The sequence below is a fragment of the Amnibacterium kyonggiense genome (assembly GCF_004364555.1).
GTDB classification, from domain to species: domain Bacteria; phylum Actinomycetota; class Actinomycetes; order Actinomycetales; family Microbacteriaceae; genus Amnibacterium; species Amnibacterium kyonggiense.
Genome location: NZ_SOAM01000002.1, coordinates 151,184 through 164,941 on the forward strand (window position 1 = coordinate 151,184; position 13,758 = coordinate 164,941).

The 13,758-nt window shown below is 74.7% G+C and carries 20 protein-coding genes; 9 read left to right on the top strand and 11 right to left on the bottom strand.

Features of this window, described 5'->3' with window-relative positions; translation table 11 throughout:
- The first annotated feature begins 10 nt into the window (after positions 1 to 10).
- A complete protein-coding gene (locus tag CLV52_RS09080; protein ID WP_133766050.1) occupies positions 11 to 1,129 on the top strand; it encodes a bifunctional 2-methylcitrate synthase/citrate synthase in 1,119 nt (372 codons plus the stop codon).
- Here CLV52_RS09080 and CLV52_RS09085 read toward each other — a convergent pair.
- A complete protein-coding gene (locus CLV52_RS09085; RefSeq protein WP_133766051.1) occupies positions 1,123 to 2,010 on the bottom strand; it encodes a 1,4-dihydroxy-2-naphthoyl-CoA synthase in 888 nt (295 codons plus the stop codon). The genes CLV52_RS09080 and CLV52_RS09085 overlap by 7 nt on opposite strands.
- 70 nt (positions 2,011 to 2,080) lie before the next feature.
- Here CLV52_RS09085 and CLV52_RS09090 point away from each other — a divergent pair, with 70 nt between their 5' ends.
- Positions 2,081 to 2,311 carry a hypothetical protein gene (locus CLV52_RS09090; protein WP_133766052.1) on the top strand — a complete coding sequence of 77 codons (231 nt, stop codon included), beginning with the start codon at positions 2,081 to 2,083 and terminating at the stop codon, positions 2,309 to 2,311.
- Between the two features lie 3 nt (positions 2,312 to 2,314).
- Here the strand turns inward: CLV52_RS09090 and CLV52_RS09095 are convergent, their stop codons facing one another.
- Positions 2,315 to 3,493, bottom strand: coding sequence for a glycoside hydrolase family 3 N-terminal domain-containing protein (locus tag CLV52_RS09095; RefSeq protein WP_162850785.1), 1,179 nt, complete (start codon positions 3,491 to 3,493; stop codon positions 2,315 to 2,317).
- 138 nt (positions 3,494 to 3,631) lie between these two features.
- Here CLV52_RS09095 and CLV52_RS18390 point away from each other — a divergent pair, with 138 nt between their 5' ends.
- The gene (locus tag CLV52_RS18390) at positions 3,632 to 4,048 is read left to right on the top strand and encodes a (2Fe-2S) ferredoxin domain-containing protein (protein WP_162850786.1); all 417 of its coding nucleotides are present in this window, start codon (positions 3,632 to 3,634) and stop codon (positions 4,046 to 4,048) included.
- Positions 4,049 to 4,052: 4 nt separating this feature from the next.
- On the opposite strand, the gene CLV52_RS09100 is transcribed toward CLV52_RS18390, so the two are convergent.
- A complete protein-coding gene (locus tag CLV52_RS09100) occupies positions 4,053 to 4,349 on the bottom strand; it encodes a DUF2277 domain-containing protein (protein WP_133766054.1) in 297 nt (98 codons plus the stop codon).
- A gap of 76 nt (positions 4,350 to 4,425) precedes the next feature.
- On the opposite strand from CLV52_RS09100, the gene CLV52_RS09105 reads away from it, so the two are divergent.
- The 3 genes from CLV52_RS09105 to lepB are packed head-to-tail and all read left to right on the top strand — an operon-like array spanning position 4,426 to position 5,845.
- Positions 4,426 to 4,737, top strand: a complete 312-nt coding sequence (locus CLV52_RS09105) for a PadR family transcriptional regulator (RefSeq protein ID WP_133766055.1) — start codon at positions 4,426 to 4,428, stop codon at positions 4,735 to 4,737.
- On the top strand, positions 4,734 to 5,105 hold the full coding sequence (locus tag CLV52_RS09110) for a hypothetical protein (protein ID WP_133766056.1): 372 nt from the start codon (positions 4,734 to 4,736) through the stop codon (positions 5,103 to 5,105). Before CLV52_RS09105 ends, CLV52_RS09110 begins: the two co-directional genes overlap by 4 nt.
- Positions 5,102 to 5,845, top strand: a complete 744-nt coding sequence (gene lepB, locus CLV52_RS09115; protein ID WP_133766057.1) for a signal peptidase I — start codon at positions 5,102 to 5,104, stop codon at positions 5,843 to 5,845. Before CLV52_RS09110 ends, lepB begins: the two co-directional genes overlap by 4 nt.
- On the opposite strand, the gene CLV52_RS09120 is transcribed toward lepB, so the two are convergent.
- A complete protein-coding gene (locus CLV52_RS09120; protein ID WP_133766058.1) occupies positions 5,803 to 6,300 on the bottom strand; it encodes a MarR family winged helix-turn-helix transcriptional regulator in 498 nt (165 codons plus the stop codon). The two genes, lepB and CLV52_RS09120, sit on opposite strands and share 43 nt — an antisense overlap.
- 59 nt (positions 6,301 to 6,359) lie before the next feature.
- Between CLV52_RS09120 and CLV52_RS09125 the strand changes: the two genes are divergently transcribed.
- Positions 6,360 to 6,728, top strand: coding sequence for a VOC family protein (locus CLV52_RS09125; RefSeq protein WP_133766059.1), 369 nt, complete (start codon positions 6,360 to 6,362; stop codon positions 6,726 to 6,728).
- A 17-nt stretch (positions 6,729 to 6,745) separates the two neighbouring features.
- Here CLV52_RS09125 and CLV52_RS09130 read toward each other — a convergent pair whose 3' ends face one another.
- The 7 genes from CLV52_RS09130 to CLV52_RS18395 form a co-directional block, all read right to left on the bottom strand.
- Entirely contained in the window at positions 6,746 to 7,486 is a 741-nt protein-coding gene (locus CLV52_RS09130) for a phosphotransferase family protein (protein ID WP_133766060.1), read from the bottom strand.
- Positions 7,483 to 8,973 (bottom strand): hypothetical protein, encoded by a 1,491-nt coding sequence (locus CLV52_RS09135; RefSeq protein ID WP_133766061.1) that lies wholly within the window; start codon positions 8,971 to 8,973, stop codon positions 7,483 to 7,485. The genes CLV52_RS09130 and CLV52_RS09135 overlap by 4 nt, the downstream gene beginning before the upstream one ends.
- Positions 8,974 to 9,071: 98 nt before the next feature.
- Positions 9,072 to 9,701: a hypothetical protein gene (locus CLV52_RS09140; RefSeq protein ID WP_133766062.1), complete on the bottom strand. Its 630-nt coding sequence runs from the start codon at positions 9,699 to 9,701 to the stop codon at positions 9,072 to 9,074.
- Between the two features lie 14 nt (positions 9,702 to 9,715).
- Positions 9,716 to 10,060, bottom strand: coding sequence for a hypothetical protein (locus CLV52_RS09145; RefSeq protein ID WP_133766063.1), 345 nt, complete (start codon positions 10,058 to 10,060; stop codon positions 9,716 to 9,718).
- A 72-nt stretch (positions 10,061 to 10,132) separates the two neighbouring features.
- Complete coding sequence (locus CLV52_RS09150; RefSeq protein WP_246018050.1) at positions 10,133 to 10,744, bottom strand: PadR family transcriptional regulator; 612 nt, start codon at positions 10,742 to 10,744, stop codon at positions 10,133 to 10,135.
- Positions 10,741 to 11,550, bottom strand: coding sequence for a DUF4097 family beta strand repeat-containing protein (locus CLV52_RS09155; RefSeq protein WP_133766064.1), 810 nt, complete (start codon positions 11,548 to 11,550; stop codon positions 10,741 to 10,743). The genes CLV52_RS09150 and CLV52_RS09155 overlap by 4 nt, the downstream gene beginning before the upstream one ends.
- Before the next feature lie 86 nt (positions 11,551 to 11,636).
- Positions 11,637 to 11,780: a hypothetical protein gene (locus tag CLV52_RS18395; protein ID WP_162850787.1), complete on the bottom strand. Its 144-nt coding sequence runs from the start codon at positions 11,778 to 11,780 to the stop codon at positions 11,637 to 11,639.
- 181 nt (positions 11,781 to 11,961) lie between these two features.
- Between CLV52_RS18395 and CLV52_RS19055 the strand changes: the two genes are divergently transcribed.
- On the top strand, positions 11,962 to 12,096 hold the full coding sequence (locus CLV52_RS19055; RefSeq protein WP_281276061.1) for a hypothetical protein: 135 nt from the start codon (positions 11,962 to 11,964) through the stop codon (positions 12,094 to 12,096).
- Positions 12,097 to 12,157: 61 nt separating this feature from the next.
- On the top strand, positions 12,158 to 13,717 hold the full coding sequence (locus tag CLV52_RS09160; RefSeq protein ID WP_246018051.1) for an alpha-L-fucosidase: 1,560 nt from the start codon (positions 12,158 to 12,160) through the stop codon (positions 13,715 to 13,717).
- The last annotated feature ends 41 nt before the right edge of the window (positions 13,718 to 13,758 follow it).

The window sequence follows — 13,758 nt, forward strand, 5'->3', positions numbered from 1 at the left end:
GAGGGCTCGGATGACCGATCAGGAGATCAGGAAGGGGCTCGCGGGCGTCGTCGTCGACACGACCGCGATCTCGAAGGTCAACCCGGAGACGAACTCGCTGCTCTACCGCGGGTACCCGGTGCAGCAGCTCGCGGAGCGCTGCTCGTTCGAGCAGGTGGCCTGGCTGCTCTGGTACGGGGAGCTGCCGACCGCGGAGGAGCTTGCCGCGTTCGAGGCGCGGGAGCGGGCCGGCCGCGCGCTCGACCCGCGCGTGCGGCACGTCATCGACGAGGCGCCGACCTCCGCCCACCCGATGGACGTGCTCCGCACGGCGGTCAGCCTCGCCGGGGTGCTCGACCCGGAGGCGGGCGACGACGACCGCGAGGCGGAGCTGCGGAAGGCGGAGCGCCTGCTCGCCGCGATCCCCGGCATGGTCGCCTACGACCAGCGCCGCCGTCGCGGTCAGGAGCCGGTCGAGCCGCGGGAGGACCTCGACTGGTCGCGCAACTTCCTCTGGACGACGTTCGGCGAGGAGCCGACCGATGTCGCCGCCGACGTGTTCCGGATCTCGATGGTCCTGTACGCCGAGCACTCCTTCAACGCGTCCACCTTCACGGCCCGCGTCGTCACCTCGACGCTCGCCGACCTCCACTCCGCGGTCGTCGCCGCGGTCGGCGCGCTGAAGGGGCCGCTGCACGGCGGTGCGAACGAGGCCGTGATGGTCGCCTTCGACGAGATCGGCTTCGCCGACCGCGCGGAGGCGTGGCTGGGGGAGGCGCTCGCGGCGAAGCGGAAGATCATGGGCTTCGGGCACCGCGTGTACAAGCACGGCGACTCCCGCGTGCCGACGATGCGCGCGGCCCTCGACCGGCTCGTCGACGAGCACGGCGCCCACGAGGTCGCGGCGCTCTACGACCGGCTCGCGACGGCGATGGACGAGCGGAAGGGCATCAAGCCGAACCTCGACTACCCGAGCGGGCCCGCCTACGCCCTCCTCGGCTTCGACACCCCGACCTTCACCCCGCTCTTCGTCGCGTCCCGGGTCGTCGGGTGGACGGCGCACGTGATGGAGCAGCGGGCGGCGAACGCCCTGATCCGGCCCCTCTCCGCGTACGACGGGCCGGCGGAGCGGGAGGTCCCGGCTCAGTAGGGCCAGGGGTAGGGCGACCAGTCCGGGTCGCGCTTCTCGAGGAACGCGTCCCGGCCCTCGACCGCCTCGTCGGTGCCGTAGGCGAGGCGCGTCGCCTCGCCGGCGAGCACCTGCTGGCCCATCAGGCCGTCGTCGATCGCGTTCAGCGAGAACTTGATCATGCGGATCGAGGTCGGCGACTTCCCGAGGATCGTCTCGGCCCACTGGATCGCAACGGTCTCGAGTTCCGCGTGGGGGACGACGGCGTTCACGGCGCCCATCTCGTAGGCGCGGCGGGCGTCGTACTCGCCGCCGAGGAAGAAGATCTCGCGCGCGAACTTCTGTCCGACCTGCCGGGCGAGATAGGCGCTGCCGTACCCGCCGTCGAAGGAGCCGACGTCGGCGTCCGTCTGCTTGAACCGCGCCTGCTCCGCGCTCGCGAGGGCGAGGTCGCAGACGACGTAGAGGGAGTGCCCGCCGCCGGCCGCCCAGCCGGGCACGACGGCGATGACGACCTTCGGCATCGTGCGGATCAGCCGCTGCACCTCGAGGATGTGCAGCCGGCCGACGCCGACCGAGCCGTCCGCGTACTCGTAGCCGCCCCGGCCCCGGATGCGCTGATCCCCGCCGGAGCAGAAGGCCCAGCCGCCGTCCTTCGGGCTCGGGCCGTTGCCGGTGAGCAGCACGACGCCGACGCGCGTGTTCCGGCGCGCGTCGTCGAGCGCCCGCGCGAGCTCGTCGACGGTCTGCGGGCGGAAGGCGTTCCGGACCTCCGGCCGGTCGAAGGCGACGCGGGCGATCCGGCCGTCGGTCGACAGGTGGTACGTGATGTCGGTCAGGTCCTCGAACCCGGGCACCGCCGTCCAGCGCGCGGGATCGAAGAGCTCGGAGACGTCGGCCATGCCGCCACGCTAGGCGCTCGGCCGCGGGCGGGGGCTGGCAGCGGGCCGCCGCAGGTGCCATCATCCGGGCATGTCCGCAGAGTCGCTGGCCGTGGTCGCCACGTGCGTCGTCGTCGCCGTGGTGTGCCTGGCCGCCGCGGGGGTCGCGTTCCAGGTCCGGGCGAGCGTCCGGCTGCGGGCCGCGGTGCCGGGTGCGGCGCTGCCCGGTCGCCTCCGGCGGGAGGCGGACGACGACGCGGCGGACGCGTGCGACCGGGCGTTCGCCAAGACCGCGTGGACGCGGCTCGGCGGCGGGCACTGACGCTCAGCGCAGCAGGCCCTGGCGCTCCTTCTGCTGGAGGACGAGGAGGGCGGCCGCGTCGACCTGCTTCGTGAACGACGGCGAGGTCCGCATCCTCGCGAGCACGGCGGACTCCATCGCCTTCGCCTGCGACGGGACGACGGTCAGCACGAGGTCGCCGCCGGCGCCGATGAAGCGCACGGCGCGCTGCCCGACGGGGACGGAGGCGACCTGCACGGCCTGCCCGAGGTCGTCGCTGACGATCACGCCCGGGAACCCGAGCTTCGTCCGCAGCAGGCCCGTCACCACGGTCCGCGAGAACGCGGCCGGGTGCTGCGCATCGATGCGGGTGTACGTCGCGCTCGACATCATGACGAACGCGGTCTTCGCCCTGATCGCCGCCCTGAACGGCTGCAGGTCCGCGTCGTGCGCGGTCGTGGTGCGGTCCGTGACGTGCGCCGTCGTGTCCGTGTTCCCGGTGACCCGGCCGAGTCCCGGGAAGTGCTTCACCGCCGTGCTCACGCCGCCGGCGACGAGGCCGCGCAGCACGGCGACGCCCTTCGTCGCGACGACCGACGGCGTATGCCCGTACTCGCGGTCGAAGGCGCCGATCGGCGGGTTGTGCGTGTCCCCCTTCCGCACCGTGTCGAGGACGGGCGCGAGATCGAGCCCGACGCCGGCGCGGCGCAGCTGCGAGCCCCAGGTGGTCGCCCAGTGCTGGAGGACGGGCGTCGACCACGTGCCCTGGACCAGCGCGGTCGAGTAGTCGGTGAAGCCGGGGCCGCGGAGTCGCCGGACCTCGCCGCCCTCCTGGTCCGTGGCGATGAGCAGCTGCGTCCCGCGCGGCGCGGCGTGCTGCAGGCCGGCCGTGATGCGGTGCGTGGCGGCGATGCTCAGGGTGCTGTTGCCGTCGAGGATGACCGACCCGACGTGCTGAGCGCGGATGATCTGCAGGCAGGAGGCCGAGACGCTCGTGCTCGGGCAGCCGATCATCAGCAGCTGGCCGACGCGCTCCGCCGGCGTCATCGCGTCGAAGCGGCGCTGGGCGAGGCTCGTCGTGGTCCTCGTCGATGTGGTCGGGCGGACCGGCGCGGCGACGGCAGGGATCGCGGTCGCGCCGACCGTCGCGAGCAGGAGGGCGGCCGCGCCAGTGGCGATCGCGGTGCGGCGGCGGAGGGGCGAGCGGGCGGAGCGACGGAGCACCCGAGCAGTCAACGCCCGCCTTCGGCGCGTCGTCCACCACCCTCGCCGACCGTCCATCCACCGGTCATGCTCCGGCCGCCGGGCGGCTCGGTGCCGACGCTCACCGAGCGGTGAGGTGCGGCGGGGGAGGCTGGTGCGGTGTCGAGACGGCTGGAGCGCTGGCGGGGACGGCTGGTGGCCGACCGCCCCGAGGTGGTGGTCTGCCGCGGCGGAGACTGCGGCAGCCGGCGGAAGCACCCCGGCTTTGACCACGCGGCGCAGCTCGAGCGCATCCGCGACGAGCTGCGCGGGGCGCCGGTCACGGTGTCGATCAGCAAGTGCCTCGACGAGTGCGAGCACGCGAACGTCGTCGTGGTGACGCCCGGGGGGCCGGCGGCGGGTACCGCGCCGGTGTGGGTGGGCTCCGTGCTCGACGACGCCACGACGGACGGCATCATCGAGTGGGTCCGAAGCACCGGCGGCTTCGGTGATCCGCCGGAGGCGGTGCAGGCGCACCGCTTCGTCGCGACGCACGGCGGCCGCATCCGGAGGACGGGCGCGGTCCGCTCCCGCTAGTGCGTCAGCCGGCGGCGGTTCGGATGCGCACCTCGCGCTCCATGCGCTGCTCGTGCCGCGCCCGGCCCTTGATCGCCTCGAGTTCGCGGTTCTTCGGTGGCGCCGCGGTCACGAGGCGGTCCAGCATCCGACGCGTCGCCGCGGCGATCTCGTCGATCGCGTCCTCGAACGCGGGTGCGTTCGCGCGCGAGGGCCGCGTCGAGCCGCTGACCTTGCGGACGAACTGGAGCGCTGCCTCGCGCACCTCGTCGTCCGTGGTCGCCGGCTCGAAGTTGTGGAGGCAGCGGATGTTCCGGCACATGCGGGCGACGATAGGCCTCGTCGCGGTCGGCGGGAACCCGTGGACGTCGCCATCTCTACACATCTAGAGTTGCGATGTGCTGCGACTGGGGCGGGTGACGCCGGCGACCGTCGACGTGCTGCGCGCGCTGCTCGCCGCCGACGGCGCGACGTGGGGGCTCCGCCTGGTCGGCGAGACGGGCAGGCCCGCGGGCAGCGTGTACCCGATCCTCGCGCGCCTCGAGGACGGCGGCTGGGTGTCGTCCTCCTGGGACGAGTCGGACCGCCGCGGGGCGCGTCGCCGCCTGTACGCGCTCACGGACGAGGGCCGAGCGAGCGCGGCTGCGGTCGTCGCCGCCGCGCGGCGACCCGTGGCCCGTCGCCGTGCCGCCGAGCCGGGGCTCGCATGAAGGGCGCGGAGCGGGCGCTTGCGCTGCTCGCGCTGGTCGTCCCGCGGCCGCGGCGGGCGCGGTTCGTGGAGGAGTGGCGGTCCGACCTCGCCGCCGCGCGATCCTTCGGCGTGCCCCCGGAGGCGGTCCTGCTCGCCGCCTGCCGCACCGCCCTGCTGCTCCTGCGCCTCCGGATCCGCGACGCGCTGCTGCGTTCGAGCCGAGGCGGCGAGCTCCTCGCCGCGGGAGTGCTCGTCGGCCTCCTGCTCGCGGTCGCCGACGTGCCGTCGGCGGTCCTCGTGCCCGTGCTCGCGGTCGCGGTCGCGGTGCGCGGCCGGCGCGCCGCCGCGGGCCGCCTCGCGACGGCGCGGATCGACGGGGCCTCGTGACCGCCGAGCGGACGACGGCCCGGCGTGGAGGCCCCGGCTCCACGCGCCGGTTCCTCCGGGACCTCGCCGTGATCGTGGTCGTCGCGCTGCTCGCGTCGTTCCTGATCAGGACGTTCCTGGTGCGGTCGTTCTTCATCCCGTCCGCCTCGATGGAGCCGACGCTGCTCGGCGAGCCGGGGCACCACGACCGGATCCTCGTCGACGAGCTGGTGCCGCGCCTCGTGCCGATCCGGCGCGGGGACGTGGTCGTGTTCACCGACCCGGGCGGCTGGCTCGGGGGCGAGCAGACCGCCTCGGCGACGCCGAGCACGCCGGTCGCCGAGGCGGCGGACGCGCTCCTGTCGCTCGTCGGCCTCTCGACCCGGGACTCGGACGACCACCTGGTCAAGCGGGTGATCGGGCTGCCGGGGGATCACGTGGCGTGCTGCGACCCACTCGGCAGGGTCACGGTCGACGGTGCGCCGCTCGACGAGCCCTACACGCGGCTGCCCGCCGGCACGCGCCTCGAGAGCCGCGTCCCGTTCGACGTCGTCGTCCGACCGGGCGACCTCTGGGTGATGGGGGACAACCGCTGGGACTCGGCGGACTCGCGCTACCACCAGGGGTCGGCGGAGCACGGCGGGGTGCCGACCCGCGACGTCGTCGGACGGGCGTCCGTCGTCTCCTGGCCGGTCGACCGCTGGCGGTGGATCGACGACTACCCGGCGACGTTCGCCGGCGTGCCCTCGTCGTCGCGCTGATCCGGGTCCGGAGCGGACTCGCTGCGCAGTGCGTGGACGAGGCTGCGAAGCAGCCGCCGCGCCTCCGCCACCTCCGCCTCGTCGAGCTCGCCGAGCATCCGGCGTTCGACCGCCCGCACCGCCGCCGAGGCCGCCGCGAGCCGCTCCTCGCCGAGCGGGGTCAGGCGGATCGGGAGGACCTTGCCCGTCGGCGCGGTCGCCGGGCGGGTCACCGAGCCGTCCTGCTCGAGGGTCTGCAGCAGCACGTGCATCGACTGGCGCGTCACGAACGCGCCCCGCGCGAGCGCCGAGCTGGAGAGGCCCGGCCGCTGCGCGAGCAGCTCCAGACACGAGTAATGGGTGACCGTCATGCCGAGCGGGCGGAGCACCGCCTCCATCGCGGTCCGCAGCGCGCTGGACGCCTCCTTCAGCAGGTAGCCGACCGACGTGGGGAGGTCGACGCCGTCTTGACTCATGTCAGTATTCTGACATAGTCTTGCTGATGTCAGAAATCTGACACGACGAGAGGAACCCCATGCCGGTCACCGGACCCGACTTCATCTCCCTGCAGGTGCGCGATCTCGAGCGCTCGGCTCGCTTCTACGAGCAGCACCTCGGCCTCGTCCGCGCGCAGGCCGGGCCGCCGCATGCTGTCGTGTTCGACACGAAGCCGATCGCGTTCGCCGTGCGCGACCTCGCGCCCGGCACCGATCTCGACGGCGTCGCCGAGCCCGGCATCGGTGCCGCCGTGTGGCTGCACGCGACCGACGTGCAGGCGATCCACGACGCGCTCGTCGCGGCGGACGCCCCGATCGTCACCCCGCCGTTCGACGGCCCGTTCGGGCGCACGTTCGCGTTCGCGGATCCCGACGGCTACCGGATCACGCTCCACGACCGCGGCTGAGGCGCCCGCGGTCGCGGTCACATCCGGGCGAGGAGGACGTCGACCTCCCCGCCCGGGGTGGCCGGGTCGAATCCGTGCTCGATCAACCAGCGCATGGAGGTCAGGCAGCGCAGCGACCACCAGCCGCGGATCACGGCGACATCGACCTCCGCGCCGTAGCCGGCGAGCACCTCGTCGAGGCGCTCCTCGTGCCCGAGGGTCAGGACGGCGAGGTCGAACACCGGGTCGCCCCGCCCCGCCTCCGACCAGTCGAGCACGCCGACGACCTCGTCGCCCGCGACGAACACGTGGTCGAGCTGCAGGTCGCCGTGCGTGAACGCCGGCGCGAAGGGGCGGAACGCGGCCTCCGCGACCTGCCGGTTCCGGTCAACGATGCGTTCCGTTAGGACGCCGTTCGCGACGATCCAGGCGCACGCCTCGGCCAGCTCAGCGCGGTGACGATCCGGCACGCGGCCCGGCCACGGCGGCGGCGGGGTCCCGTGCAGTCGGCGGACCATCGCGCCCGCCGCGGTCCAGGCCGCCGCCGACGCGGTCGACGGGGCGCCGAGCCGGCCGAGCGCCGCGCCGGGCAGCGCCGCGAGCGCCAGCACGTGCTCCTGCTGCCAGAGCACGTCCGCGGTCGGCACGGGCGCCGCCGCCATGCTGCGCGCCTCCCGGGCCAGCCGATCCGCGTCGCCGTCGATCTTCACGAACACGTCGCCGACCCGCACGGTCGTGCGCTCCGCGTGGGCAACGACGACCTCGACCTCGTCGGTCACGGCGCCGTGCTCCGGATGACGTAGCGGCCGCTGCGGAACAGGACGGGACCGCGGTCGACCTCCGCGACCGATGCGGCGTTCAGCCGGGTGGCGCTGCGGACCCGGATGACCGCGTCGCCCGAGCGGAGGTAGCGCACGACGCCCGCCTGGTAGCGCGCGTTCCCCGTGCGGGCGAGCGGGACGCCGGCGACGCGCACCGCGTCGGGGCCGTAGCTGTAGCCGCTGACGTCCGGGCGGAGCGGGCAGCCGCGATCGAGATCGCGGGTGAGCACGTCCATGACGAGCAGGATGGTCGGGTCGTCGGCGACGATGCACCCGGGGATCCGTGCGGCCGCCGCCCGGAGCGCTGCGCCCGGCGGCCGCACGTCTACCCGGACGAGGTCGTGTGCCGCGTTCGCGCCGACGAGCCCGACGACCACGACGCCGACGAGGATCGGGCGCGCTGCCCGCGACCGCAGGCGCCCGGCGAGCGCGCCGACGGCGACGCCGACGACGAGGGCGAGCAGCGGTGCCGTGAGGCTCGCGTAGTGCGGGAACCACGACGGCGCGAGCAGGGCGACGACGAGGTCGGCGGCGCCGAGCGCGACGAAGACGCGCGACCGCCGGTCGATCGCCGCGAGCACGGTCGCGGCGAGCGTCCCGGCGAGTGCGACGGCCAGCGCGAGCGCCGGCGGCACGCCGGGGATCGGGGTCCTCGAGTGGATGCCGGTCACGCCGAGCATCGACGCGAGGCGGACGACCGGCGTCGCCCCGACGAATCGCGGCCGGCCGAGCTGGGCGAGGGCCACCTGCGCCACGAACTGCTGCGGTGCAAGGGCGAAGAAGGGCAGCATCACGACGCCGACCGCGACGACGAGACCGATCAGCACGCGGAGGCGGGCACCGCGGGCCGCGAGCAGGATCACCAGGGCGGCCACGACGTACCAGCCCTTGAAGTCGATCGCGACGCCGAGGAGGGCGCCGACGCCGAGCGCGGCACCGCGGCCGGTGCGGGTCGCGCGGGGGAGGAGCGCGAGCGCGCCGAGCACGGCGAGGGTGCCGGCCGGTTCCAGCAGCGCCGTCCGCTCGTCGTAGACCGCCGGCGCGAAGACGGCGTAGCAGAGGCCGCCCGCGAGCGCCGCCGCGAACCCGAACGGCCGGAGGACCACGACGACCATCGCGGCGCTCGCGGCGCCGACCAGCTCGAACGCGACCCGGAACGCCGCGAGCGCGACCGGGTCGCCGAGCAGCCGCGCGAGGAGCGCGAACGGCGACGCCGCGAGGAGCATCCCCGGCGGCTGCAGGAAGAGGAAGTCCCGGTACGGCACCCGGCCGTGCACCATCGCGGCCGCCGACGACAGGTGGACGCCGTCGTCGTAGGCGTTGATGCCGAGCAGGCCGCCGCCGTGCAGCTCCATGTGCAGGCGCAGCGCGAACGCCACCGCGGCGACGCCGCCGACGAGCGCGACCCGACCGCGGCGGGATACGGGACCGCCCTCCGAGGTCACGGTCGCCTCCGTCCCATGTCGGTCGCGCTCCATCGAGCGCTGATCGGATGGTGGACCAGGGGCCGGCCGGGCGGATGCATCGGACGTGACCGGCCGGCTCAGTCGTGCGGCACGCGCTCCCGGGAGTCCCGGGTCTCGGACGCGCCGCCGACGGTCGTGGACTCGCGCCACGCGGTGTCGACGGCGCCGGCCCGTCGTCGGATCGCGGGGAGGTGCGGCTGCACCGCGACCGCGACGCCCCAGACGAGCAGCGCGACCGGCCGGACGGCGTCGAGGTGCCAGTCGACGTAGGCGAGCGGGAACGCGCCGAGCGGCACCGTGCTCATCACCGCGACGAGCAGCGCATCGGCCGCGACGACGACGAACGCCCACCGGGCGACGCCGCCGAGCCGGGTGGTGCGGGCGATCTCGACCGCGGCGACGACGGTCGCGGCCGTGACGAGCCAGAGCAGCGTCATGCCGACGGCGACCCCCGGGACCGGTGCGAGCCGGAACAGCAGCGGACCGAGCCCCGTCACGATGAGGGCGGCGACTCCCGCCCGCGAGCGGTCGACGATGCGGCGCGCCGCGAGCAGGCCGCACCCGACGGCGAGGGCGACCTCGGCGAGGAGCAGCAGCGCCGTGACGTCGCCGACGTCGAGCTGGCGCGTGAGCGCGAGCGGGCCGGCCGCGGCGACGGCCGCGCCGCCGATCGTGGTTGCGGTGTCGGGTGCTGCGGTCCGGGCCACGGTGCCCCTCCTGGTCATCGGCCTCGATGCGGGTGCGCGGAGCGTACTGCGGATCCGCCCGGCGGCGTCAGCACGGCGCGCGCGGCCCGTCGCCGGTCGGGGCGCAGCTGCGCCCGGACGAGCGCGACGGCGGTGCCCGCGCCGGCGAGGAGGAGGACGCCGCCGAGGAGCATCAGGTCGCGGTACAGGAAGCCGAGATCGGTCGGCGTCCCCAGGTCGCCCGTCGCCCCCACCGGATGCCGGAGCGCGAGCAGGGACAGGAGGAGCACCGCGAGGCCGAGCGCCGCCGTCAGCACGCCGACGACCGCGAGGACGAGCCGCCGGTCGGACATCGGCACGATCTCGTTGCGGCGCTCCACGTCGTGCACGGTATCGGCCGGCACGGACGGCGGTGGGGCCTTCACCCTGGAACTCCCGGGCGATCGAGCCGCTCAGTCCCGCAGCAGCGCGTCGATCGCGGCGCGGGTCTCCGCGAGCCGCGCCCGCAGCAGCGGCAGCACCGCGTCGGGCAGCGCGCCGCGCGCGGCCGCGGTGCGGAGCTGCGCACGGAGGTCGTGGCGGAAGGCGGTCAGCAGCTCGTCGGCCTCCTCGGCGGCGCGACGGGCGGTCGTGCGCGCGCCGGCGTCGTCGCGGTCCCGATCCCGACGCGGCCGCGACGGGGCGGTCGCCGACGCCGCGAGGTCGGCGCGGAGGGCGCGCATCGCCTCGTCGACGGAGGCGCGGACGTCCCCGGCGAGGCGCTGCACGGACTCGTCGACCTCCGCCCGGAGCGCGTCGAGGTCGCCGCGGCGTTCGGCCACGAGCGCCCGCCCGGCGTCCGTGATCTCGTGGACGGTGCGCCGGCCGTCGCTCCGCGCGACGATCAGCCCCTCCTCCTGCAGCCGGGTCAACCGCGGGTAGACGGTGCCCGCGCTCGGCGCGTAGGTGCCGCCGAATCGGTTCGACAGCTCCTGGATCAGCTCGTAGCCGTGCATGGGGCGCTCGGCGAGCAGCCCGAGCAGGTACAGCCGCAGCTGCCCGTGACCGAAGACCGAGGCCCTCACCGCTCGCCCGTGTGCACGATCCGCACCGTACCGCTCGAGGTCTCGATGCGGACGCGCGTCGGGTCGTTGCCCGGTCCGGCCCAGCCGCCGCGGTAGCCGCCGAGCAGGCGGCCGGCGTCCGTGCCGTCGACGTGCAGCGCCCCGCTGACCGAGTCGACCGCGTACTCGGCCGCGCGGTCGTCGCCGAGCCGGAGGACGACCTCGCCGCTGACGGAGCGCACCTCGACCCGGTCGGGCGCCTCGAGGTCGAGGAACACGTCGCCGCTGACGCCCGTGCAGTCGAAGCGGGTGACGGGGCCGGTCGCGGTCGCCGCGCCGCTGACCGTGGTGATCTCGAGCGCGCCCTCGTGCTCGCGGACGGCGAGCTCGGCGCTGACGCCCTCGAGGACGGCGCGGCCGGCGGTCGCGTCGCAGACGACGTCGCCGCTCACGGTGCGGACGGCGAGCCCCTCCTTCATCCCGCTGACCAGCACCGCGGCGGAGGTGACGGCCAGGTCCACCTGCGCGCGGCGGTCGACGCGGACGGTCACCGCGGCCTTCGAGCCCTGGCCGAAGGGGAGCTCCGCGCCGACGCGGAGGACGCCGCCGTCCAGCCGCACCGGCAGGGACCCGCCGGCCGCCTCGTGCACCTCGATCGACGCGCCCGGTTCGTCGCGGCCGATCACGTCGACCTCGCCGCTCGTCACGCGGATCCGCAGTCGTCGCACCTCGCCGACGTCGAGCGCGCCGCCCTCCCGGATCGCGGTGTCGACGACCTCCTCGGTGTTCGGCTCGGCGGCGGGGGTCGTGGCGGGATCGGTGCCCATGGCGTGCTCCTGTTCGGGGTGGTCGGACGGGGACGGGGGATCGGACGGCGGCGATGGTCGCGGTCGGCGCAGCCGGGCGGCCACGGTCAGCAGAAGGGGCGCTGCAGGGCGGTGGGGCGCTCGACGCGGTGGAGATCGATCGCCGGCGCGGGACGGTCGCGCAGCCGTCCGCCCCACGAGAGCAGCGCCAGTCCAGCGCGCGTCGCGAGCCGCTCGAGGCTCGGGGTCACGCGGTCCCGGCGGGGGGACGGAGACGAGGATCCAGGTGTCGTTCGTGCTCATGATGGCCTCCGCTCGGTCGCCGAAACGAGATATATCTCGAAGGTGGGACGAAGTCTGTCGCGAGTCAAGATATATCTTGAGGTTCACGCGGGCGATGCGCTGTCCGACGTGTGGAGTACACCGGCTCGCATGATCTGCGCGTTCTGCGGCGGCACGGCGCTCGCGGTCGTCCTGCTGCCCGGGCACGACCGGCCGGAGGCGACGGTCTGCCTCGGCTGCGGTCGTGCGCAGCCGATCGAGCAGGACCACGCCGTCGATCGGTGAGCCGGAGAAACCCGCGCGTGAACGCTCACGCAGCGGGCGGGGGAGCGGGCAGGATGGCCCCGTGACCGACGACGACCACGCCACCGCCCGCCTGCCGAAGCTCGATCTCGACGCCCTCCCGCCGGCCGTCGACGTCAGCGACAACACCGCCGCGCTGGCCCGGGTGCGCGCCGTCATCGACGCCGGGCCCTACCGGGACGAGTGGCCGTCGCTGCAGGGGTACCGCCCGCCGCGCTGGTACCAGGACGCGAGGTTCGGGATCTTCCTGCACTGGGGCGTCTACGCCGTGGCGGGCTTCCGCGGCGAGTGGTACGCCCGGAACACCTACCTGCAGGCGCAGGACGAGTTCCGGCACCACGTCGACACGTACGGCCCGCACCGCGACTTCGGCTACAAGGACCTCATCCCGTCGTTCACGATGCACGACTTCGACCCGGACGCCTGGGCGGCCCTGTTCCGGCGCGCGGGCGCGCAGTTCGTCGTGCCCGTCGCCGAGCACCACGACGGCTTCGCGATGTACGCGACCGAGCGCTCGCGCTGGAGCGCGGCACAGCTCGGCCCGCGCCGCGACGTGTTCGGGGACCTCGCCGCCGCGGTGGATCGCGCGTGGATGGTCCGCGGCGCCTCGTCGCACCGGGCGGAGCACTGGTGGTTCATGAACGGCGGCGCCCGCTTCGACTCGGATGTGCTCGACCCGCGGACCATCGACTTCTACGGCCCCGCGCAGCGCGAGGAGTCCGCGCCGAACGAGCGGTTCCTGGAGGACTGGCTGCTCCGCACCGTCGAGATCATCGACGGCTACCGGCCGCAGGTGCTCTGGTTCGACTGGTGGATCGAGCAGCCCGCGTTCGAGCCGTACCGGCGGATGCTCGCCGCGTACTACTACAACCGCGCCGCCGAGTGGGGCCGCGAGGTCGTCATCAACTACAAGTGGGACGCGTTCGCCGAGGGGTCCGCCGTCTACGACATCGAGCGCGGCGCGATGGGCGGCATCCGACCGGACGTCTGGCAGAGCGACACCGCCGTGTCGAAGACCGCCTGGAGCTGGGTGCGCGACGGGCACGACTACAAGACGGTGCGCGACCTGATCGCCGAGCTCGCCGACACCGTCGCGAAGAACGGCGTGCTGCTGCTCAACGTGGGGCCGAAGCCCGACGGGACGATCCCGGAGGAGGAGCAGCGGATCCTCGAGGCGATCGGCGCCTGGCTGACCCGCAACGGCGAGGCGATCTACGGCAGCCGCCCGTGGACGATCCCGGCCGAGGGGCCGACCCGTCCCGCGGTGGGCTCGTTCGTCGACGCCGCGGCGCCCGAGTACGGACCAGCCGACTTCCGCTTCACGACCCGGCGCGACGTGACCGGCGACTTCGTCCACGCCATCCAGCTCGGCGCGGCGGAGGGCGGCCGGGTGGTGGTCCGCTCGTTCGGCACCGATGCGGGGCTGCTGACCCGCGGCATCGCCGACGTCTCCGTGCTCGGCGCCGCGGGCCCGGTCCGGTGGTCGCGGGAACCGGACGCGCTCGTCGTCGAGCTCGGGGACGCGGACCCGGACGCGGTGGTCGTCAAGGTCTCGCTCGAGCCGGAGGCGGTGCAGCCGCGGCAGGACGCCCTCCACGGCTGAACCGTGCACGGATCAGGACGATCCGTCCGACGCGCCGAGAC

Coding starts and splice junctions, on each gene's coding strand:
- CLV52_RS19055 (WP_281276061.1), top strand. CDS start 11,962: ATGATCTGCGCGTTCTGCGGCGGCACGGCGCTCGCGGTCGTCCTGCTG.
- CLV52_RS09120 (WP_133766058.1), bottom strand. CDS start 6,300: ATGAGTCAAGACGGCGTCGACCTCCCCACGTCGGTCGGCTACCTGCTG.
- CLV52_RS09110 (WP_133766056.1), top strand. CDS start 4,734: ATGAAGGGCGCGGAGCGGGCGCTTGCGCTGCTCGCGCTGGTCGTCCCG.
- CLV52_RS09080 (WP_133766050.1), top strand. CDS start 11: ATGACCGATCAGGAGATCAGGAAGGGGCTCGCGGGCGTCGTCGTCGAC.
- CLV52_RS09125 (WP_133766059.1), top strand. CDS start 6,360: ATGCCGGTCACCGGACCCGACTTCATCTCCCTGCAGGTGCGCGATCTC.
- CLV52_RS09085 (WP_133766051.1), bottom strand. CDS start 2,010: ATGGCCGACGTCTCCGAGCTCTTCGATCCCGCGCGCTGGACGGCGGTG.
- CLV52_RS09090 (WP_133766052.1), top strand. CDS start 2,081: ATGTCCGCAGAGTCGCTGGCCGTGGTCGCCACGTGCGTCGTCGTCGCC.
- CLV52_RS09155 (WP_133766064.1), bottom strand. CDS start 11,550: ATGGGCACCGATCCCGCCACGACCCCCGCCGCCGAGCCGAACACCGAG.
- CLV52_RS09100 (WP_133766054.1), bottom strand. CDS start 4,349: ATGTGCCGGAACATCCGCTGCCTCCACAACTTCGAGCCGGCGACCACG.